The 20,886-nt window shown below is 65.6% G+C and carries 22 protein-coding genes; all 22 read right to left on the bottom strand.

The annotated features are described in order from the left end of the window. Positions 1–2,545: sialate O-acetylesterase (locus H7828_RS19570; protein ID WP_226782760.1), on the bottom strand; the 2,545-nt coding region annotated here is incomplete at its 3' end. A 13-nt stretch (positions 2,546–2,558) separates the two neighbouring features. Further along, positions 2,559–4,820, bottom strand: a complete 2,262-nt coding sequence (locus tag H7828_RS19565) for a phage tail protein (RefSeq protein ID WP_226782759.1) — start codon at positions 4,818–4,820, stop codon at positions 2,559–2,561. Continuing rightward, the gene (locus H7828_RS19560) at positions 4,817–5,215 is read right to left on the bottom strand and encodes a DUF6950 family protein (RefSeq protein ID WP_425354961.1); all 399 of its coding nucleotides are present in this window, start codon (positions 5,213–5,215) and stop codon (positions 4,817–4,819) included. Before H7828_RS19560 ends, H7828_RS19565 begins: the two co-directional genes overlap by 4 nt. Beyond that, a complete protein-coding gene (locus H7828_RS19555; protein WP_226782757.1) occupies positions 5,184–5,867 on the bottom strand; it encodes a hypothetical protein in 684 nt (227 codons plus the stop codon). The genes H7828_RS19560 and H7828_RS19555 overlap by 32 nt, the downstream gene beginning before the upstream one ends. Beyond that, entirely contained in the window at positions 5,864–6,559 is a 696-nt protein-coding gene (locus H7828_RS19550; RefSeq protein WP_226782756.1) for a hypothetical protein, read from the bottom strand. Before H7828_RS19550 ends, H7828_RS19555 begins: the two co-directional genes overlap by 4 nt. Next, on the bottom strand, positions 6,559–8,904 hold the full coding sequence (locus H7828_RS19545; protein ID WP_226782755.1) for a hypothetical protein: 2,346 nt from the start codon (positions 8,902–8,904) through the stop codon (positions 6,559–6,561). The genes H7828_RS19550 and H7828_RS19545 overlap by 1 nt, the downstream gene beginning before the upstream one ends. Positions 8,905–9,009: 105 nt before the next feature. Then, positions 9,010–9,465, bottom strand: coding sequence for a GTA-gp10 family protein (locus H7828_RS19540; RefSeq protein ID WP_226782754.1), 456 nt, complete (start codon positions 9,463–9,465; stop codon positions 9,010–9,012). Next, positions 9,465–9,911, bottom strand: coding sequence for a phage major tail protein, TP901-1 family (locus tag H7828_RS19535; RefSeq protein WP_226782753.1), 447 nt, complete (start codon positions 9,909–9,911; stop codon positions 9,465–9,467). Before H7828_RS19535 ends, H7828_RS19540 begins: the two co-directional genes overlap by 1 nt. Positions 9,912–9,967: 56 nt before the next feature. Continuing rightward, the gene (locus H7828_RS19530; RefSeq protein WP_226782752.1) at positions 9,968–10,381 is read right to left on the bottom strand and encodes a DUF3168 domain-containing protein; all 414 of its coding nucleotides are present in this window, start codon (positions 10,379–10,381) and stop codon (positions 9,968–9,970) included. Then, positions 10,374–10,721 carry a hypothetical protein gene (locus tag H7828_RS19525; RefSeq protein WP_226782751.1) on the bottom strand — a complete coding sequence of 116 codons (348 nt, stop codon included), beginning with the start codon at positions 10,719–10,721 and terminating at the stop codon, positions 10,374–10,376. Before H7828_RS19525 ends, H7828_RS19530 begins: the two co-directional genes overlap by 8 nt. Before the next feature lie 50 nt (positions 10,722–10,771). Beyond that, entirely contained in the window at positions 10,772–11,110 is a 339-nt protein-coding gene (locus tag H7828_RS19520) for a phage head closure protein (RefSeq protein WP_226782750.1), read from the bottom strand. 2 nt (positions 11,111–11,112) lie between these two features. Continuing rightward, positions 11,113–11,679 (bottom strand): head-tail connector protein, encoded by a 567-nt coding sequence (locus H7828_RS19515; RefSeq protein WP_226782749.1) that lies wholly within the window; start codon positions 11,677–11,679, stop codon positions 11,113–11,115. A gap of 11 nt (positions 11,680–11,690) precedes the next feature. Next, on the bottom strand, positions 11,691–12,044 hold the full coding sequence (locus H7828_RS19510; RefSeq protein WP_226782748.1) for a hypothetical protein: 354 nt from the start codon (positions 12,042–12,044) through the stop codon (positions 11,691–11,693). Positions 12,045–12,094: 50 nt separating this feature from the next. After that, positions 12,095–12,556, bottom strand: coding sequence for a hypothetical protein (locus H7828_RS19505; protein ID WP_226782747.1), 462 nt, complete (start codon positions 12,554–12,556; stop codon positions 12,095–12,097). 61 nt (positions 12,557–12,617) lie between these two features. Next, on the bottom strand, positions 12,618–13,895 hold the full coding sequence (locus H7828_RS19500; RefSeq protein WP_226782746.1) for a phage major capsid protein: 1,278 nt from the start codon (positions 13,893–13,895) through the stop codon (positions 12,618–12,620). A 519-nt stretch (positions 13,896–14,414) separates the two neighbouring features. Continuing rightward, on the bottom strand, positions 14,415–15,335 hold the full coding sequence (locus tag H7828_RS19495; RefSeq protein ID WP_226782745.1) for a S49 family peptidase: 921 nt from the start codon (positions 15,333–15,335) through the stop codon (positions 14,415–14,417). Beyond that, a complete protein-coding gene (locus H7828_RS19490; RefSeq protein ID WP_226782744.1) occupies positions 15,325–16,635 on the bottom strand; it encodes a phage portal protein in 1,311 nt (436 codons plus the stop codon). Before H7828_RS19490 ends, H7828_RS19495 begins: the two co-directional genes overlap by 11 nt. Next, positions 16,635–18,359 (bottom strand): terminase large subunit, encoded by a 1,725-nt coding sequence (locus tag H7828_RS19485; protein ID WP_226782743.1) that lies wholly within the window; start codon positions 18,357–18,359, stop codon positions 16,635–16,637. The genes H7828_RS19490 and H7828_RS19485 overlap by 1 nt, the downstream gene beginning before the upstream one ends. Then, positions 18,343–18,837 carry a resolvase gene (locus tag H7828_RS19480; RefSeq protein WP_226782742.1) on the bottom strand — a complete coding sequence of 165 codons (495 nt, stop codon included), beginning with the start codon at positions 18,835–18,837 and terminating at the stop codon, positions 18,343–18,345. Before H7828_RS19480 ends, H7828_RS19485 begins: the two co-directional genes overlap by 17 nt. 94 nt (positions 18,838–18,931) lie before the next feature. Next, the gene (locus H7828_RS19475; protein WP_226782741.1) at positions 18,932–19,285 is read right to left on the bottom strand and encodes an HNH endonuclease; all 354 of its coding nucleotides are present in this window, start codon (positions 19,283–19,285) and stop codon (positions 18,932–18,934) included. A gap of 234 nt (positions 19,286–19,519) precedes the next feature. Continuing rightward, positions 19,520–20,131, bottom strand: coding sequence for a transcription termination/antitermination NusG family protein (locus H7828_RS19470; RefSeq protein ID WP_226782762.1), 612 nt, complete (start codon positions 20,129–20,131; stop codon positions 19,520–19,522). A gap of 5 nt (positions 20,132–20,136) precedes the next feature. Beyond that, the gene (locus H7828_RS19465) at positions 20,137–20,733 is read right to left on the bottom strand and encodes a hypothetical protein (RefSeq protein ID WP_226782740.1); all 597 of its coding nucleotides are present in this window, start codon (positions 20,731–20,733) and stop codon (positions 20,137–20,139) included. Positions 20,734–20,886: the final 153 nt, after the last annotated feature.

Genomic DNA, 20,886 nt, shown 5'->3' with positions numbered 1-20,886 from the left:
CCCCGAGGATCTTCAGTTGGTTCGATCCGAACGACCACTCCAGGTCATCCAGCGTCTGGCGCGTCGCGGGCGTATGGGTGCCCGCCGCCAGCTGCAGGGTGAAGGTGGTGTTTTCGGAGACCAGCATGAGCGCCCTGACCAAGCGGATGGCACCGCTCAGATCGGCAGGTGATCCAGCGGTTGCACCCGATCCGGTGCCGCTGGTCGAGACATGGATGACCCGTTCGTTCGCGGCGCTGCGGTAGCTTTCAAATGAGGTCAGCGCCGCAGTGTCATTGGCGCCGACAACGCCGAAGTTCTCGGGCCGCGCCATCCCCGCCGCTGGCCGGAACCCCGCCGGGGCGAAGCCGCTGATCGCCGGGGCAGTGCTGTCCTTGATGAGCACCCGCGCGCTGCCCTTGGCGCTGTCGCCCACGGTGACCGGCGCGCCCTCGGGCAAGACCAGCCCCTTACCAAGGGCGGCCGTCAGGGTGGTGATTGTGGCAAAGTGCTGGGGCGGCGTGAACCCCGCCGAAACGCCAAGGCTCTGCACATCGATCGCCCCGCCCCGCGCGGCGTTTTCGGCGGTGATCGCGGCCTGCACATCGGCAGGCACAAGGCTGTCGTTGAGGTTCAGCAGCGACAGGTTCGGCGGCAGGTCAGCGGCAACGAAATCCGTCCAGATGACGCCCGGCGCATCCTGGATACGCAGCGTCGTCAGGCTTCGTGGCAGATCGGCGGCGATCATGCGCCCGCGGACCGGATGGTTGGCCAGGTAAAGGGTTTCGAGCGACGCCAGGGGGTTGGGAACCACCGCCCGGATCTTCCCCTCGCCCGTGGCGGCGACCGAGGAGAACGAGGGCGGCTGATCGCGCATGGCGTCTGCCGGATACCAGATCACCACGTTGGACGGGGTGGCGCTGTCATGGATCAGCGTGGCGTTTCCGCCGGCCGACACCACTTCGGTGCGCACATCGTCGACCTCGAAAACCACCCCCACACCGTTTGCCGGGGTGGTGACGGTCAGCGCCTGATTGTAGGTGTCGCTGGCATCCAGGGACAGGGAGAGGAGCCGGGTATAGGGGCGCTCCTTCCAGACCAGTTGCCCGGCGGCATCGGCAGCACGGTAGACCGATGCCGAGGTGACGCCGGCCGATTTGCCAAGGTAGATGTCGGCGCTGCGATGCCCCAGCTCCTGCAGACTTGCACCGCTGAAATGCACCTGCTGCCCCACGTCCATACCGGTCGAGGTCAGACCCCAGGACGAAGCGAGATAGACGCGCGGGAACTTCCCGCTGTCGACCACCTTGGCCCATTCCTCGTTTGCGCGGTAGGCGGTCCCGCCGCTCGCCTGATCGAGGATTTCGGTCGCGACAAAGACCATGTCGGACCCGGCCCAGGATGCCCCCTGCGCGCCCGTGATCAGGTCAGGATAGCGGTCCTGGGACAGGGTATAGAGCGGCGCAAGGTCGAATTCGTTCTCGCCCTGCGACCACCCGAACAGGTCAACGCTGTCCCTGCCCCAGAGGATGCCGGACCCCGCCGTCAGCGCCTCGCCCACCTTGTCGTCAAGCGCCGTCCAGTTGGCGCCCGGAACCGAGGGCAGCCAAGTGGCAATGCCCGACCCCGGCACCGCATGCAGGATCATCGCAACCGGTCGGCCAGTGGCCACCGAAATTCTGTGGGCCTGATGAAAGTCGATGCTGTTGACTGTCGGGGCGCTCGCATTGAACGGCTCCGCGCCAAGCGCCGCCTCAACCCACGCCGTGCCGTTCCAGGCCCAGACCTCGCCAGAGCCGGTCAGATCGCCCGTCGTCGCGTTGTTGTTGCCTTTCCTGTTGGATTGCCCGGCGCCGACCTGCACGATCCAATCGGGGGAATACCACTTTCCCCCGATGCGCATCTTGAGGCCATCGTGGACCGGTTCGCTGGCGCGGGGCTTGTATCCGGCGGCGACAAGCCCGTTCACCGACGCGAACGACCCCTGCAGCACGGCCACCCCGGCGTCGTTCTGATAGACATCGGTCGCACCATCCTCGAAGACGATAAAGGCCTGCCCATCGGTCGTTGCCGCCAATCCGGCGGCAGTGGAAAGATAGAGGCCACCGTCGGCGGCGATCAGGTTGGCCAACGTGGCGTCGGCTGTCCGTCGCTCGCCGGTCTCGACCGCAATCCTTCCGTCCAGCGTTTCGTCCGCAGCCTGGCGCGCTGCACGTTCCAGGTTGTCGCCCTGAATGCGCTGCGCCCGCTCGGTGGCCAACTCGGCAAGCGCTCCAAGCGCATCGACGAAGCCTTCGGGCAGTTGCGAGGTCTTCGTCCAGACCGCGGCGCCCTTGAGGTAGACGCCACTCTTCGCTGCGTCGGGATCGGAAAGCACGACGGCCAACTGCCCCTCGGTGCCCCCCGGAAGATCATCGAATTCATCGACGAAATACGACAGGCCCGACAGCGAGGCGACAAGCTGGATCTCCTCCAGCTTTCGCCGCAGCTCGGACGCGACAGGACGATAGGTCGGATCAACCGGCGACCCTTCAAGGATCGCCTGAAGCGATTTGGAAATTGGCATGTCGGCCTCTTTTTCAGGTGATTGTGGCGGTGTCCGGCCCGGCTGCCGTCCCGGCAACGCCCGATCCGTTGATCGGCGTGGCCCAGAAATAATGCGTGCCGGCGGACAGGCCCCCGATCACGATGGATTGTGTGCTGTTCGCCCCGACGATGCGGGTCGTGACAAGGGAGGCATCTCCGAAGACCGGAGTGGTGCCCCGGTAGATGCTGACGGCAACCAGCGCTGCATCGTTCGCGGTTTCGAAGGTGATTTCGCTTTCACCCACGCCATCGGCCGCCGCGAAGGCCAGAAGATCGGCGGGCGCCGTCGGGTCGGCCGTGGCGATCACGTCCACGAATTCCGGCGTGTCGCGTTCGTCTGACCAGTCGGTGGCGCGCCCGCCTGCCGTGATCGTCTGCCAGGACACCCGGTAAACCAGGCCGTCATCCACCACCGCGGATCGGGCCTGCCCCTCTTCCATGTCGCTCACGAAATACTCATGGGCCGTCGTTCCCGTCCGGTAACGGAACCGGAAAATCCGGTCGACCCGCGCCGGATCGTCGAAGGTCGCCTCAAGCCGCACCGCAGCCCCACCCGAGGTTGCGACTGGCACGGCGGTCACCACCACGTTGGCGGCAATCTCTATCGTGTCATCGATATCGAGCGCGGGCGTCAAAGCCGGGGGCGGACCTTCCTCGCCTGCGCCAAGATCGAACCGGTCGGACTGCATCGGCACGACGGCAAAACTTGCGGCCATGCCCGTGGGGTCCTGCTCGACCGGCGTGACGATCTCGTATTCGCCCTGCACCTCGTCATCGAGATCAAGATTGATGACACGCTCACCGGCCGCCAGGATACCCTTGATGGTGACGCCCAGCCCCACCCGTTGCGTCGCAGCCGAGCGCAGCCCGATCGCCTTGGCAAGGCGCACTGCCTGGTTGTGGCTCTGGCACCCCAGGATATCGAGCGTCAGGTAGTTCGGCTCGCGCGTACCGTCATAGTAGGCCGTGTTGCGCCAGGGCGCGCAGGGCTGCTTGGTATATCCGTGATGGGGCGAGATGTAATTCACCACCACGCCATCGACGGCCGTCTCGCCATCATCCACCACCTGCACCTGTTCGGACAGAACATCACGGGCCGCCGAGAAGGTCAGCCCGGGCACCTCGTAGACACCGACCCGTGGCCAGGCGCGCCCCTCATCGTCGTAGACCACGAATCCATCGCAGGTCAGCAGCAGTTCTGCCTCGCACTCGGCGCGCGGCTTGTTGTCCGGGAAGGCCACGCCGCAGCGATAACGCGGGATCGGGCTGGCCGTCCGGTCCAGCACGGTCTGGTCGCAAAGGTCGGCCTGCTGGGCCACCCGCGCCCAGTTCACTTCGCCCATGGGCCGGTTGCGCCCGAAGGGCGAGGTGCGAAACCACGCCCAGACGATGGCGGGATTGCCATCCGATGGGGTCCATGTGGCCGGATCGCCGATATCGTGATCGCCGTTGCGCGGATCGTACATCCGGTTGAAATTCGCATAGACCGCCACCGCGGGCTCGCCCAGGCTGAAGGAGCCCCGCCAGCGATAGACCTTGCTGTAATGTTCCAGCGCAACGGCGCTGCACCGCATGATGGTGAAGGCCACGCCCGCCAGGCGGAAGTCCGACGGCAGGTTCGGGAAAGCGTCGGTGAAATCCTCGGGCAGGTCGCCATAGACCTGCGCCGCTGTCGGGGTCACCGTGTAAAGGCGGAATTGTGGAACCTTCGTCCCGCTGCCCTCGTAGGGATCATTCTCCTCGGTCAGGCAGAATTCATCGGTCAGGACATCGCCCGCCGTGAACCCGTCGGTGCCATCGCTGAGCGTGACCGCGATATTGTCCAGCATGTAGGTCGGTTCACCCGTCATCTCGGCATCCGCATGGGCCGTGATGAACCAGAAATTCCCGTCCGCGTCATGTTCGCCAAAGGGACCATTCGCGCCGCCGACCATGACCGGCCCCCCGGCCTGCCAGCGCGGCGAATCCACGTTGCGCGATGTGACGCGCGCCGCCTCGATGGTCGGGGCCGAGGGGCGGGTCAACGCCGCGATGGCAAGGTTCAGCCCCGCATTCAGCAGGAGGGACCCCAGCGTGGTGCTGAAGAACGCCCCGACGGTATACCCGATGGTGAAGGCGGTCGATGCCGTCACCCCCAGGGCCACGCCGCTGAACCCCACCTGCAAGCCAAGGAACAGGCCAGCCACCGGGGCGGCCGAGGCCGGCACCGGCATCAGCAGGGCCGTGCACAGCAGCAGGGCGCAGCGGATCCTCACAGCGGCCACGCCCGCAGGATGGGCGCACGGCAGCGCACCACCCCCCGCCCCTCGGCCATGAATATCACTCTGGTTCCGTCCATTGCCCCGCCGATCTGCTGCCCGCCCAGTTCGCAGATGAGGGCAGCGCCGTCGCAGGGCGCGCCGACCGGCAAGCCGATACGATCCATCGCGTAGCTGACAAGGTTCATCACCCCTCCATGGGCATCGTAGATCGCGCGGGCGCCCACCTCATCGTCATAGGCGCCGCGCCAGGGCTCTGCGGGATCGCGCCCGGTCAGTCTGAGAACGTGATCACTCAGCGCCATCAGGCAATCCGTCCGCCCCCAGGCGAACTGCGAAGCCCGCCACAGCGCGCGGGTCTCAGCCGCCCGCACGGTAGGTCCTCTGCGCATTGGCCGCGACGAAGGAACAGCCGCTGTCGCTGGCCACGCCCAGCAGGCGGGCGCGCTCGCGTTGCGACGTGTCGGTATAAGTACCGCGCGGCGACAGGCTGCGCCCCTCGCCCGCGCCGCGCGCCAGCACGGTAGCCGAGTAGACCAGCCGCTCATCACCCGGTTCGCCACTGACCATCCGCGAAAAGGAAACGCCCTTCATCGAGAGGCGATAGCTGAAGGCGATGGGCGTTTGCGGCGCGATGCCTTCGCCAGGCCGGAAGGCGGCACGATAGACGGTGATCGACCGGCCCCGCGCGCGGTCCTGGTCGGCCTTCAGCGCGGCATAGGTCGCGGCGTCGATAAAGGGGATCGTGAACTCGAGGCGCGGCGAGATGCCGTCGCGCTGGTCCGAGACCGCGGGCGATTGATGCCGGTTCGTACCATCGCCATCAATGGTGCCGATCCATTCATTGCTGGCCAGTGTTCCCGCGGGGGTTTCCACCGCGCCACCGACACCCATCGTCGTCGTCAGCACCCCTTGCCCATCCCAAAGCCGTAGCGGATAGCCGTCGAAATCATAGAAGAAGCAGCGGCGCACGACGACTTTGATGTCGAAGGCATCACTCGCGGTTCCGGTCTGTTCCAGGATGAAATCGGAAAAGGCACTCATATCAGCGCCTCGACGAAACGGGCCGATCCAGGCCGCGTGAACCGCCCCAGACCGAAGGGCGCCGCGAACTCGGCGGGGTTTCGGCAGGTGGCCAGCATCGAGGGGCGGAAGCGCAGGCGGACATCTTCCGTCACCGCGCGGCGCAACGGCGGCTGTATTGCGATCGTCGCCGTGTCGCCGTCATAGTCGATATCCATGACGATATGGGCGGAATCGACGCCATCGACACTAAAGCCGATCACATGCCCCACCTGAAGGACCGGCCCGTAGGCCGAAAGGTCGGTCACCACTTCGACCGTTCCCCGCCCAGCAGACGCCACCAGGGGCGCGGTCGGATTCCACCCCCAGTTCTCGCCGTTCCCCCAAGGCTGCCCCTCGCTCCAGGGAATGCCATCGGTGGCGGGCGGCAACAGGCCCTTACGGTCCACCAGCTGGTCGGTGCAGCGGATGGGGATGCTGAAGACCGCGCCATTCATCGCACGGCTGTAGGTCCAGCTGGCAGCCAGGTTCGCACGCCGGGCCAGCAGGCCAAACCCCATGATCAGGGTGGCACGGCCACCGGGCTCCGGGCTTTGCACCAGCGCGCCGCCCAGCGTCATGCCACCATCGACCGAAGTACCCCCGGCCATGAAGACCTGATCCGTGGGCACAAGTTCGCGCCGCCAGGTGTAGATCCTCGGCACGATCGGCATCAGACCATGCCTCCGCTGGCGCTCATCTCCTGCTGGTAGCTGCCGAAGTTGCGGCGCACCGTGTTCACAGCGCTGACTGCGCCGCGCTGTGCGGCCTGCACCCCCATACGCTTCACATAGGCCTGGAGCTTGCCGTCATCGTCGACGGTGACGCCGATCTCGCCCATGACGACGCCGCCGGTGCCGCCCATCTGGTGGTTCGGCGTGATCGCCCCGGCGCTGGCCGGGGTGAACAACTCGGGGCCGCGTTCGCCCACGACATAGGACTTGCCCGCGGACACGCCGCCGCCTTCCGCGCGAAACCCGCCGAAAACCCCTTTGAAGAGACCTCCAAGCAGACCCCCGCCGCCACCACTGCCACCGGCAAAGGGGCCGGTGCCGAACAACGACGCCTCAAGCGCCGCCCGCGCAAAGGATCGCGCCAGGTCTTCCAGCACCCCTCCCAGGTCCTTGCCGCTCACGATGGCATCAAGGAACCCGTCCTGCAGAGAATCCTGCGCCTGTTCGAAAAACTCGGCACGGTCCTTTGCCTGGTCGTACTGCTGGGTCAGATCGCCGATTGCGGCTGCCTGGCGTTCGATCTGCTGGCGCACGGTCTCGCCGGTTTCGCCCTGCACCCGATCCAGATCGATCCCCTTCTTCTTCGCGGCGGACAGCAGGGACCACTGGGCCGTCAGTGCAGCGGTGCGCGCTTCGGTCTCTCCGATCAGCTGGATCTGCTGGCGCAGCTTCTCTGCCTGGTCGCGCCCGGCGTCCAGCGGGTCGAATGTGGCACCGCCACCACGCCCGCCACCACCGCGACCGCCGCGACCCCGCCCACCGCGCCCGGGCTTTGGTGGCGTCCAGTTCGCCAGGAAATCGTCGGCCTGCCGAACTTGCCAATCCAGCGAAGACCCGCCCATGTTTCGCGGGTCCCCACCCCGGCCGGAATAGACCTTGCCCGGCGCGCGGGGCAGCCCCTGGGGACCCATACGTTCGATACGCTGAGCCAACCCGAGGGCAATGCCCATGTATTCGGCCAGCCTGACAGCCTCATCGACACCTGCCGCGATGCCGCTGGCAATATCGGTTGCCCCGATACCTTCGACGGCATTGTCGGAGATTTCCAGTTGGTGGGCGAACTTGCGCGCCTCGGCCTCGGCCAGCGTCAGGTTGTCGAGGACACCATCGGACATCTCGACACCCGCCGACTGCAGGGTTTCGCGGATATCGCTGATCGCATCCGCGATATCGCCGAAGTTCTGCGCCGCGCGGGCATCTTCAAGCCGGGTCATCGCATCGTTCAGCAGGATCAATGCCTCAGGGTCCATTCCCAAACGATCGGCCAGGCTGCCTATGCCGGCGACATCACCCTGCAGGGCCGCCAGTTCCTCCCGCATCTGTGCCAACAGCTCGATTTCACCTTCGGTGACAAACATGCCCTGACCCGCGCGCTGTCGGGTGGCAATGTCGGCTTCTGCATCGGCGATCAGGCGGGTCATATGATCAATCCGAGCTTGGGCCTCCGCCTCACCAGCCCAGAGAAACGACGAACCGAAATCTCCGATCACGGCCTCGATTTCCGCCTTGAACTGATCGCCAAGACTGGTGTCGATCAGTTTTCCAAGGCTCAACGTCGCCGCGCGCTTCTCGATCGAGGCCAGCTCGCGCGCCAGTTCGCGCACCTTCTCGGACACGGTCCCGAACATTTCGGAAAGGTTCTCATATCCCTCGGCCGAGGCAAGCGTTGCAGCATCGCCTGAACTCGCGATGGCCGCCTTGGTGTCGTTCAGGATGTCGGAGAACGACTTCGCCTTCTCCTTTGCCTCTTCGGAGGCATCGGCCGCATTCCACAACGCAGCGGCCAGCGGAACACCCACCGCCAGGACGGCGCCCAGCACCGCCCCCATCGGGCCGAACGCCCCCAGCATCTGTGATCCCTGCTGCGTAAAGGCGGTGACGGCCGAGGTGCCACCCTGTACCTGCACCGCGAAGTCGCCCACCTGGTAGCCCAGCTGCTGCACAGCACCACGATTGCGTTGAAAAGCGGCGCCCAGACCCCGCACCTGCACCTGCTGGCGCGCAATGGCGGCATTGGCGCTTTCGATGGCCGCTTCGGTCTTGCGGTACTGATCCTGCGCCTGGCGCAGAAGCTGGTTGTGCCGCCCCTGATCGATGGTTCCCTTTTCCAGCGCCCGCGCCAGCTTGCGCTCTTCCTGCTCCAGCTTGATCACCGCACGGGACAAAGGATCATACTGCTTTTCAAGCTGGGCGATCTCCCTGGCCGAACGTTTCACGGCCTTGTCGTGTGCCTCGTTTTCCAGGTCCAGAAGGATCTTGATCCGTTGGGTGATGTCGTCATCCATATTGCCTCACAAGGTCAGCGAATTCATCGGCAGTGGGCGCGTCCGGCTCGCCCGAACCCTGCGACCGGTTCCATCCATCGATGAACAGCACCAGGTCGCGCGGGATCATTTCCCGGACGTCGGCGGGGCTGAGCCCCGCTCCGACAACGCCCCGGATTCTTTCCGGGACGTCCCAGGCGTCGCTTTCGCGCGACCCTTGCGCCGCGATCCAGCTGCGGCGCTTTTTTTTTCCGGCTTCTCGGGCAGGAACGCGACCGTCACCAGGTCGTGGGCGACCTGGCGCAGGGCGAAGTTCCACGACGGACCAAGCTCGGAAACAATGTCATCGGCGGCGCGATCCGGCATACCGCCCCCCGCCAGCCCCAGCGCCACCAGGTCCCTGACGTGCCGGGCCTGGGGCGCTTCGGATCGATCGATCATCCGGTCCAGCATCTCGAAGATGCCGATGCCGTGATGGGTTTCGAACCGCTCGATCTCGGCGTTGCGCAGAACCATCGGGTAGGATCGCCCCCCCACCTGCGCCACGATCCCGCCGCGTGGCGGCTGTGCCGTGATCGCCATCAGCTGGCCGCCGTGAAGCCGATCACGCCGCTGGAGGACAGCGAAAGGGAATAGGTGACGCCATTCTCCTGTTCGCCGCCAAATTCCATACTGTTGATGTGAAACGCCCCCGAAAAGGTCCCGAAACTCGGAACGATGACCTCAAAGTTCGCGATGGCATCGGCGGTATCGCTGACACCGGTGCCCATGAAGGCCGACCGCAACCGCTCTTCGGTGGTGCTGTCCTCGAAATAGCCGTTTCCCGACACCGCAACCGACCGGATGCCGGTCTGCAACTCTGCCCAAAGCTGCCCGCCCGGCGTCGTGCAGTTCGGCGTCGTCACGTCGTAGGAGTTCGCGTTCAGCGTCAACGTCTTGGTGGTCAGGCCACAAAGCACGTCGAAGGCCTCCGTCTCCGCACCGTCACCGATCTTCACCAGAAGGGCGCGGCCCTTTTGCTTTGCCATTGTCAGGCTCCTTCATGAAAAATTGATATCTGCGCGGCCCAATGCGCCGATAGGGCTCATCCGTCGATCAGGGCGGAAAATGCGATGATCGCCAGGTAACTTTCACCGTCGCTGTCGCGCCCCACGGTCTGGGTCATCCACTGCAGCGACACGAGGTCAAAACCCACGACCACGACACTGGATTCCCGTTCGTCCAGCGCCGCGACCACGGCCTCGGCAATGCGGGTGCATTCGACACGCCCGGATTTCGGACGGCTGTAGACCTCGAGCCCCAGCGCCACATCTGCGGCCGCACCGCAATCCGTGCGCAGCGGGCGGGGTTCGATGTTGCCCACCCTGATATAGGGAAACGTCGGCTTCTTCGGTGGCTCGTCATAAACGCGATCCCCCACCAACGCCGTTACCCCGCCATCCGCCTTCAGCGCCGCCACGATCCCTGCCTGAAGCGCCAGGGCATAACCGTCAGCCATTGCCCCCGGCCTCCTTTATGGCGTCACGCAGGGCCTTGTTGGCCCGCGCCCGCCGCTTGCGGTCCGTCGCCTTCAGCGCCGGATTGACGAAGGGTCGCTTGGGCCCCTTGCCAGACGATTTTCCGGCCTTGTTCACGCGCTCTTTCGTGCCACCTTCGAGGATCGATGACAGCGGGCCGAAATCCATCAGATAGCCATGCTCACCCTCGCGCCTGCCCTTGATGGCCGCCTTGGTCTTGCCGGTCGCGCCGACAGGCACCAGGACCCGCGCGACCTGCAGAACCAACTCGCCATTGTCGCGGTTTGCCGCCCCGAGGTGGCGCGCGGTCGTTTCCGGCATCTTCTGCATCATCGTCTCGACCCGACGAAAACCCTGTTTTGACAATCCCATCAGGTGGCCCCCCCCGTCTCGCATGTGAATTCAATCAACTCGCGCCGCGCGCCCATCACCACCGGCTCGTTGCGGATGTTCCAGACCTCCCCACGGCACAGGAAACGGTCAGCCGCCGTAATGGCCCGAGCGGCAGTCGAAACCCGAAGCCGGAGGGTGGCCGTGGCCGTCGCCTCGACCGCCCCGCTCGCAATCCGCTCCCTGCCGGGAACAACGCGGACATCGGCCCAGAAGGCGCCAAGATCGGCCCAGTCGCCGCGAACGTTTCCATAGGCGTCCACCGATTCCAATTGACGTTGGACGGTGACCCTGTCCCTGAACGATCCCCCTCGGGCCATCGTCAGACCCAGAAAATATGGGGTTTCATCAGGTCCCGCGCGCCCATGGGCAACGGGATCACCGACAGACCTGCGACGGCATCTTCGCGGTTCTCATAGAACTGTCCCGCGATCAGCAGCACGGCGATCACCAAGTCCGCCGGCACCGCCGAAGCATTGCCATAGCCCGCCGTGAATTCCACCCCGACGGCATCCACACCGCCTGAGGTGATCGGCCAGGTCGCGCCATCCGCCGGAACGATCCGCACCGGCCCGCCCGACCGCACCAATCGCCACAATGCTTCATCCAACTCCTGCTCATCCCCGTCCGCGTCCAGATAGGTGATGCGATCAACCGTCTGGACGGGCGCGCAAGGCAGTTCGATGCAGCCACCGAAGCCCGGGCACAGCAGTTTCAGCTGCTGGGTCACCAGGCGACGGCGGGTATAGGCTTCGACCGCCGCCCGCGCCGCCGCGATATAGACCGGGATCAGGTCATCCTCGTCCGTGCCCTCGACCCGGCAATGGGCCTTCATGCGGTCGAGGTCGACCGGCTCTGCGGCAGGCGGGGTGATCACGACGACGCTCAAGCCCGGTCCCCTTACAGGCGAACGGCGGCGCCGCGCGCCTCGAAGTGCCGCGCCGAGGCTTCCGAGACCACGACGGTCTGATCCCGGCGATAGCGCTCTTCCCGCGCCGTGCCCCGCCGCTCATCGTCCACGGTGTAATCGGTCACGAACTGCACCAATACCTCGTCAGGGCCTGCCGCTTTGGCCAGCGAAATCTCCGACGCTGCCTCGGGCACAGCCTCCTGCGGCTTGTCCTCTGCCGCCTCGGGCACAGCCTCCTGCGGCTTGTCCTCTGCCGCCTCGGGCACAGCCTCCTGCGGCTTTTCCGCTGCCGCCTCGGCTTCCGCAGCCTTATCCTTTTCCGTCGGCTTCTTGCTCTTGGTCATGTCGGTCTCCCGTTGAAGTGGTGACGGTGCGCCTGCAGGCGCACCGAGGATCAGGCGACGATAACGATCTCGCCAACGCTGGCAGCATCGTGTTCCGACGCCGGGCCATAGCGACAGCCGTCGCCCAGCAGGATCGCACCAGCATCACTGGTAGCCGCGGCAACCGTCAGCGATACGCGAACGAAGCCGAAGGCATTCTCCATGTCGAGATCAGCCGCCGAGAAGGAAATGATCGCCTGGGTGTTGCTGTCGCTGCCCGCCTGGGTCAGCTGTGTGATCTCGGCGCCGGCCAGATCCTTCGCGCCGGTCCCGCTGGCGTCCTGCGCCTGCTCGATCTTGGCGTCGACCGTGGCCGAAGCCCCCAGATCGCCCGCCGAAATGACGGCCATGTAGGTCTGCCACTGGGCGCAGGGCACCCAGGCGGTGGTCACCGTCCCGGCGGCATAGGCGTCCGGGTCGATCGAGGCCAGGACACCAAGGGTCGTGGCCAGGGCAACGGTCTTGTTGCTCATCGTCTTACTCCATGTTCAGGGGTTGGTGCCCCGCCCCCGAACCGGGGCGAGGCCGTCAGTTTCAGGCGCGCTCGGCCAGGGCCACGAAGTGCGACTTCGTGTTCGCCCCATGGGCGGGGGTCACCGGCGCCGAAAGGTGCGGCTGGCCGCCGAAGCGGAACGTCCAGCGGAAGGCCTCGATCGCATAGTCGAAATACAGATGCATCGACCGGGCATACTTCGGGCCGTTCTGGCGGCGCAGCGCGTAATAACCCTTGGGCGAAAGCAGTTGGAGATCGCCCTTGTCCCCCAGGCTCTTGGCGTGCTCGCTCAGCTTGATCGGCAGACCCAGCAACATTCCGCCCGGCGCATCGACAAGCCCGTTGGGCGGCATCCAGATCGGCGTGTCACCGACCTTCATGGTCATCAGCTGCGGCAGGGTGTCCGAATTCGCCATCCAGAACGGCTTGTCCCCCGGGATGCGCAGCAGGCGCGAGAACATGTTCAGAACGTTCTCGGTCTGGATGGTATCGGCCGCCTGCCCGCTTTCCTTGGCCACGCTGACAAGCGCGTTGCCGATCATCCAGCCCAGGGGCTGGTTCACCCCGGTGCCGTAGACCATCGAACTGTTGCGCTTCCAGGAAATGGCCTCACCGGCCTTGCGGGTCAGGCGCGACTCCAGGCGCGGCGCATCCTCCAGAAGCTCTTCGGTCGCCAGGACGAAGGCGTAAAGCTCATGGAGCGGCACGGTGCGCTGCTCGGTCAGCATCTTGCTGGGGTCCATCTTCTGCCCCTCGCCGCGCCAGTTGGCCTGGACACCGCCACCACCCCAGGGCGTGGATTCATCGGCCAGCGCCTTCACCTCGCGCTTGTCGGTGGGCTCTTCGTCCACAAGTGGCCCGAACTCGTCCAGATCGGAAACCACCTCGAAGATGGCATCGCGGTAATCGGCGGGCACCTCGAAACCTTCACCCGTCGCGGCACCGCCGATATGGGTTCCGGCGGGCGCCGCCAGTTGGTGAAGACGCGCATCCACCGGTCCGCCCATGCGCGAGGCACCGCGCACCGCCGAGGCGAACTCGGCCAGCCCCTTGAAGCCGCCGGTGGTGGCGGGGTTGGGATCATTGACGGTGTTCGACAGGGCGGGAGAAAGCGCGTCCATGGAACGGCGCCGTTCGGCCTGCGCTTCGGCCTTCTGGATCTCGGCCTGTTTCTCGGCGATCTGATCCTCGATCTCCGAATACTGCGCCTCTTCGGCTTCGGTCAGATCCCGGTCCTCGGCATCGGCCCGGTCCAGAAGGGCGACGCCCTTGCCTTTCAGCGCCGCAAGCGCCTTCTTCAGCTCCGCAAGTTTGTTCATCTTTCTTCCTTTCGATGATGCCGGGCCGTCGTCGATTGGTGCGACACGCCCGGCGCGCGCCACATCGCAGTCCCAACAGGGGGGTCTAGAGGTCGCTATTCAGATGACGGCAAAGAAGTGCGGACCGGGTTGAGCCCTTCCGCAGCCTGAACAATACAAGCCGTCTGTTGATCGCACCGAGTCACAATAAGAACTGTCGGTGATCGAAATCGTCCGCCCGACGGCCCGTTTGGCATTCCAACCAACAGAACTCGACTCCGCCGCCGGAGGAATGATCAAGCGATGCCCCACGCAACACGAAGTGCGCTTCCAATTGAAGGCGATGTCGATGGAAGAATGCCTTTGACATGCGCTTTGCTTCGAAGCGAGAACGACAGACAATGGCTACGCTCTCTCCCCTCATCGCCCGCATGATGCAGTCTGGAATGATCACTTCCCCAAACAGATTCGTCTCGCCATTTTCTTGCTTTGTCACCATCGTCTGAATAAGCTCCAAATCTTTGCAATCACAAACTTTCTCTAGATCAGGGAAAGTCGCCGCCGCTCGATCGAGGCGCGACGCGCCCCGGACCGGCCGCCCTTGACCAGCCGCTGAAGGGTTTCATCCAGCGTTGCCACCCGGTCGGCCATGCCAAGCTTCACGGCCATCTGGGCGCCATAGCAGCGCCCGCCGCCCATATGGCGCTCTGCCGTCTCGGGATCGGCCCGCACCACGGAAACCGGAACGCCCCGCGCCTTGGCGACATCCTTGGTGAACATGTCGTAGAAGGCCGCGCCATCCGCCGCGATGGCTGCCCGGGCGGGTTCATCGAGGGGCGCAAAGGGATTGCCCTCGGTTTTCCGGGGGCCGCTGGAAATCATGGTCACGGCGATCCCTTCCATCGCCAGCTTTTCGCTGATCTCCTGGTGGATGCAGTAGACGCCAATCGACCCCACCTCCCCCGATGGCGTGACCACGATCTCGTCGCAGGCGCTGGCGATCCAGTAGGCGGCGCTGGCCGCAAGGGTATTGGCCACGGCAATGATCGGCCTGTCCGAACGCTTCGCCGCGCGGATCATCGCCGCCGTTTCCGGCACCAGCCCCACCTGTCCCCCCGGGCTGTCGATGTCGATCACGATGGCGCTGCAGGCCTGATCGTCGGCCGCCGCGCGAAACGCCGCCTGGAACCGCTCCATGGCCACGCCGCCGGAAAAGTCGGTCATCATGTTGGCCCGCGGCAGGATCGAACCATGCAGGCGCAGCACCCGCACCAGCCGCTGATCGCCACGCGCCTCACCGTTCAGTGCTACTGGCGTGGTGCCGGGGAAGGCAGCGTCGTCACGCGGCCCGGCCTGGGCGCGCAGGGCAAGCGCCGCCACGATCTGTTCGGCCTTGGCCGGGTGGATGAACCAGGTTCCCTGCCCGGCCATACGCAGGATGCGGTCGATTTCATGCGGCATTCTTGATCACCTTCAGGTTGGGCCGTCCGCCGTTGCGGGCCACGCTCTGGCGCAGGAACGCGATCGCGTCGCTGGCCTCTTTCCGTTCGCGTCCCACGTTGCCGACCGGCGCCATGTTCAGCGGCTCCATGAACCGGTCGCCTTCGGGGCCGATCCCGTTCAGATTTTCGCGGCGGCGGATCTCATTCACCGACAACCAGCCCCAGTTGCGCCCAAGCGCATAGGCCTGGAACCGGCTTTCGATATCGCCGCGCAGAAGGCTGTCGACGTTGAACTCGAAGTAGAACCGCTCCTCGCCGTTCAGCAGGTGCTTGTTCACGCTGCCCTCGATCATCTCCAGCCATGGCCCGAGGGTGCCGATCACGAAGTCCAGCGACTGTTCCTCGATGTTGCTGAAGGTGGCCTTGTCCAGGATGCCCACCTTGTGGGGCGGGATGCGCCAGAGCCGTGAAATGTCCAGCCAAAGCTCCTTGCGCGTTTCCAGGAACTGCGCCTGTTCGTTCGAATGGGCCAGCTGCTCGACCGTCATGTCGTATTCCAGGACGCCAGGCTTGTGGCGGTTGCGGCCGGTCAGGGCTCGCTGCCAGGCCCGCAGGAAGTTCTCCTTGCTCTCCTTGTCGGCGAAATTACCCTTGTGCCGGAACAGGATCGGCGGGGTCGCGTCGTTCGAGAAGAAGCTGTTGGCATAGCGTTGCAATGCCAGCGCCGCGCCGATGGCCTCGACCCCGTCCTTCAGGATCGGGGATCGGCCCCGGCGCGTGTCACACACCGGCGGCAGGGGGATGTACCAGACCTCTTCGTCCAGCAGGACCCGTTCGGGCTTATTCGGTTCGCGCACCCGGAACCGCAACCCCCGGTCGGGAAGTTCCTCGACATCGAAATGCTGCGGGGCGATGCGCCACAGGCGCTCGTTGGCCTCGCCCTGGTTGACGCGCTCGGCGAGGAAGACCCCCTCGGCCGCCAGATCGTCAACCATGTTCGCCAAGAACTCGAAAGAGGTCTCGCGCGGGTTTGGGTTGCGAAGAAGACGCGCGATGGGGTGATCGCCACGGCGAACACGGCTGTCGTCGTCCTGCCGCTCGAAAACCCCAAGAGCCAGGCTGGCCACCGTCTTGCTCAGCACCTCAAGGCAGTCGCGCACCACCGGCACGGTCCGGGCCCGCTCGACCGTCACGGTCACCCCGGCCGCCGTTGCCCGCCCCGCCGGGCCATACCAGAAATCATCGGCGGGGTTTCTCGCGCGCGCTGACGGGTCGACATCGGCCCGCACAGCACCGCTGAACATCGAAAGCAGGCCCATCACGCCACCTCGTAATCGGCAGGGATCGACAGGCTTGCCACCGCCGCGACCGGGTTCAGTCGCATGAGCATGAAGGCATTCAGCGCCGCGATCAGCGGATCGATCTTTGCCTTGCCGGATGCCGCTTTCGTGATGATCACCGCACTGCCTCTCTGTTCGCTTTTCGCATTTCCCAGAACCCAATCCATCATCGGGCGCGCCCCGTGCCGGAACGTGCCGTCCTTCAGCTTGCGCTCCAGCCCCCAGATGGCCGGGGACAGCTGCGCACCTTGGCCGATTGCCTTCAGCCTGTCGTTTCCGATCCCGCGCAGGGCCAGCTCATCGACGATGGCACTGATCCCGAAAGGATCGAGCCCAACCGCCCCCGACGCGGGCAGAAGATTGGCGGTGAAGACCTGCTCGGCATAGTCGGCCACCCCCACGACGTCGCCACGCGGATCGTCGGGTTCGAGGATCGTCAGATCCCCCGCCTCGGCAAAATCCATAAGCCGCGGGGCAATTTCCTTGCGCGTTTCCAGCACCTCGGTATGCGCCCAGGCATGCCCCCAATGCAGCCATTCCTTGCTGGCCCGGTCCCGCCCCAGCACCGCAATCCCCAGAAGATCGTCCAGGCCGCCCCCGTCGACCCCCACGACCGCCACTTCGGACCGCTCGATCAGGCGATCGAGGGTCAGCTTGTCATCGCCGGCCTTCGGCCAATGCCGCGACCCGATCCATTTGCCCATCAGCGCCGCGCCGATCTCGACGTTGAAGTGCTGGCTTGCCAACAGCGCAAGTGCGGCGGCGCCGTCCTTCTCCTTTGCCGTCAGTTCATCGGCCAGATAGGCCGGATCGACCGACACTCCGAGGTTCGGATTGACCATCGGCCAGGTGGCCGGGTCCTTCCACCCGCCATCCTTCGCCATCTTCAGCGGCAGCTCGTAGAGCACCGCTAGAACCGGCAGGTCCAGTTTGCCGTCCCGAACGGCCCGGGCCTTTTCCAGTTCGGCCTTGAACACGCCAGCGGGTGGCGATTTGCTCTGGGTCGTGATCTGCATCAGGAACCCGTCGGGGCGCGCGGCAAGGGCGCCGCGCACCTCGGTAAAGACATCCGCCGCCTTCGACTTCGTGGCGAATTCGTGCGTTTCGTCGATCAGCGTGAAGGTCGCCTTGCCCCCGGTGATCGCATCGGTATCCGCCGCCTTGATCACGATCTCGGCCAGCGAAATGCGGTGGGTGATCTTCTTCAGGTGGTCCTGAAGATGGAACAGCTTGGTCAGTTCGGCGTCGTGACGGATGATCCCCTTCGCCTGCTTGAACGAAATCGATGCGATGGTCTTGGTCGGCGCGATCAGCAGAAGTTCCGCCTCGGGCCTTTCGTTCATGATGATCGCCGTGACCATGATCGCGGCCGCAATCGACGATTTGCCGTTCTTCTTCGGCACCAGAAGGAAGAACTCACGGATCATCCGTCGCTTGGTGGCGGGGTCGTAGCTGCCGAAGACCACGCGCACCAGGTCAAAGACCCACTCTTCGCAAGCCGCGCCATAGGTCGGCGTTCCCATGATGTCGGGAACCCGCAACCTCTTGAAGATCCGCAGGGCCTTCTGTGCCACGGCATCGAACAGGGGCAGCTTGGGGATCAGCGACAGCCGCTCGCGGATTCGTCGTTCCCAGTCGGGCAGCGCCGTTTTCCATCCCGGCGCCGCCCCGCCCAGCGACGAAACCTCAGTTTGCGCGACCATCGAACCTCAGGTCACTGCCCCAATCGCCGGAATCTCCGGTGGCCTCGGCGTCACGTTGGGCCATCTCCTTTTTGCCCAACCGCTTTGGTCTTTCCTCTTCTGCCTGGGCCTCGTCGATCGCCACGCGGACGTTCATCAGGTCCGACTTCTCGATCATCCGAATAAACTCCTTCAGTGCTGCGACGTTGCCCGCCGTCGCCATCTCCATCGCCATCTCCAGAAGCCGCGCATCCAGACGGTCGCGCATCCTCTCGCGCTCCTTCAGCTCGGCTCTAAAATACCGCTTGAGCGTCGCCAGCGAGACGGGCCGACCGGTGCTGGGGTTGACCAGCGCATTGGCAACGCGGGTATTGCTCCAACCTAGCGCCAGCAACATCTTGACTTTGTTGCGATCTTTTTCCGTCACCACAAACGCAGGGCGACCACGCTCGCCTTTCCCCTTCGGCGTCGGGTTCCCGAACAGATCAACGTCCTCCAAAATTCCATCTCCCCCAAAAAAATTCCACGCGTGAGAGAGGAGTGCGGTCTGGGGCCTGGCGGGGCTGTGGGGATCTACCCCCCCCTCCCCTCGGTCAGATCCCGAGCCCGCGCGCCGCCGTCTCTTCGCGCTGCTTCGCGCCGTCGTGGCACGGCTTGCACATGCATTGCAGGTTGGCGCGGTCCCAGAACAGCGCCCGGTCGCCGCGATGCGCGACCTTGTGATCGGCCACCAGCATCGCTGTATCGCTCATCACCTGACCGCATCGAACGCAGGTGAAGCGCGCCGCGACGAGAACAGACCAGCGCAGCCGCTGCCAGGCCGCCGTGCCGTACCAGGCGCGCCACGCATGCCGTTCCTTACGCGACGCATCGACCTGCGGCGCCAACCGCTCGACCGGCGAGGCCAGAGCGCCGATGGCCGGCTGCAGCTTTGACAACCGGACCATGGCACACCTCTCGAAAGGAATAGGTCAGCCGCCCCGCCGCTGCAGCTGACCATGGGTTATCGCGCCTGTCGGCGGGCGCGCTCGGGTATCTCGGGACACAGTGAAGGCGTGGTGCATCGGACCTATGAACCGACGCCAACCGCCCAGCCGCCCGCGCCTGTCGCACCCTCCTGGGGTGCATGGCATGGGCATGAGGCTCTTCGCGGGCAAACTAGGGGCAGCCCGCGACTCCTGTCAAGCATCCTTGTCGCGCAGCTTCACCAGATCCGCTGTGTCCGCCTGCGCCGCTACCACCCCGCCCAGAAGCGTCAGGCGCACCTGCACCCCATCGGCAGCGGTCAGGGCGACCACCTCGCAGTGCTGGCCCGCCATCGGCCCTGACCGGAACAGCGCCCGGTCGCCGGGGCGCAGGCGGGCGGCGGCAACGCGGCGCGCCTTCTCGGACCGACGCTGCGCCTCCTTCGCCTCATCCACGGCCCGCATTGCATGAAGCGAAGCAAGCCGCCCCGCATCCAGCCGCCCCCAGTGGCCGAAGGAGCCGCACAGCGCGCCGGTGATGAAGGGACAAGCCAGCACCGCATGGGGACGAGGCGCGCCATCGAAGCGCGCGAAGACATAGCCCGGCAGATAGCGGCGGGTGTATTCGCGCAGATGGCCCCGCACCCTCTGCTTGCGCCGCAACACCGGGTGGAAGGCATAGACACCACGCAGGGCCAACCAGCGTTCGGCGGCTTCTTCGCGCTGGGGCTGGCACAGCAGGGCATACCATTCCCGCGCCCCGCCCAGCGACAGGGCCGCAGCGGCGGGCGCGGGGGTGACCATGTCACCGATGGCGAAAGACGACATCCGGCTCACCCCGCCACCGCCTTTCCCGCCTCGGCCAGCCCCAGGTCACGCGCCAGCCGGGCGCGGGCCAGGGCGCGGGTGCGGCGATGGTGCCATGCCTGATCCTCGGCCCCGAGCACCGCACCATCGGCCAGACGGCGCTCCAAGTCGAACATGCGGCGCACGGCCGGACGCGCGGCCTCCTGTACCTTGCCGAGGATGAACGACCCGGGCCACTTGCGGTTCGCGCGCAGGTGCAACAGCAGTTCGGGCGCCCAACCGTCGCGCAGCGCCGCCTCGCCCGTGGCATGGGCGAACACCGCCCGCATGAGGGGCGAGGCATCCTCGGGCGGCTGTTCGATATTGTTGGCCTCTGCAATCACGACCGGCAGGATCGGGAAGCGGTCGCGCGCCGAACCGCCGCCCCGCCCTTCCATGACCTCGGCCAGCGCCGCCAGCCCCTGGGCCGACATGTAGGCCAGCCGCGCGCAAAGCTCGGCGCGCATCGCCGTGAACTGCGCCACCGACATCGACCCGGGCCGCCCGAAGCCGACCCGATCGAGGTGTTCGATCAGCAAGGCCTGCACCCGCGCCTCGCCCGCCTTCTGTTCCTGTTCGTTCATCCCTTGCCCCTTTTTCTCAGCCTTGCCCCGGTTTCGTCCACAGATCCGGCCCGAAGTGTCGCGGGCCTGTCCGTCTGTCTTTTCATTTCCCTGTCCCTGTCCCTGTCGTGCGGGACAGTCTGGAAGTGTCCCGAGACTGTCCCGAAGTGTCCC

The sequence above is a fragment of the Oceaniglobus trochenteri genome (assembly GCF_020529025.1).
Taxonomy (GTDB): Bacteria; Pseudomonadota; Alphaproteobacteria; order Rhodobacterales; family Rhodobacteraceae; genus Oceaniglobus; species Oceaniglobus trochenteri.
The sequence above is the reverse complement of the archived record's forward strand: the minus strand, read 5'-3'. Positions and strand labels throughout refer to the sequence as shown.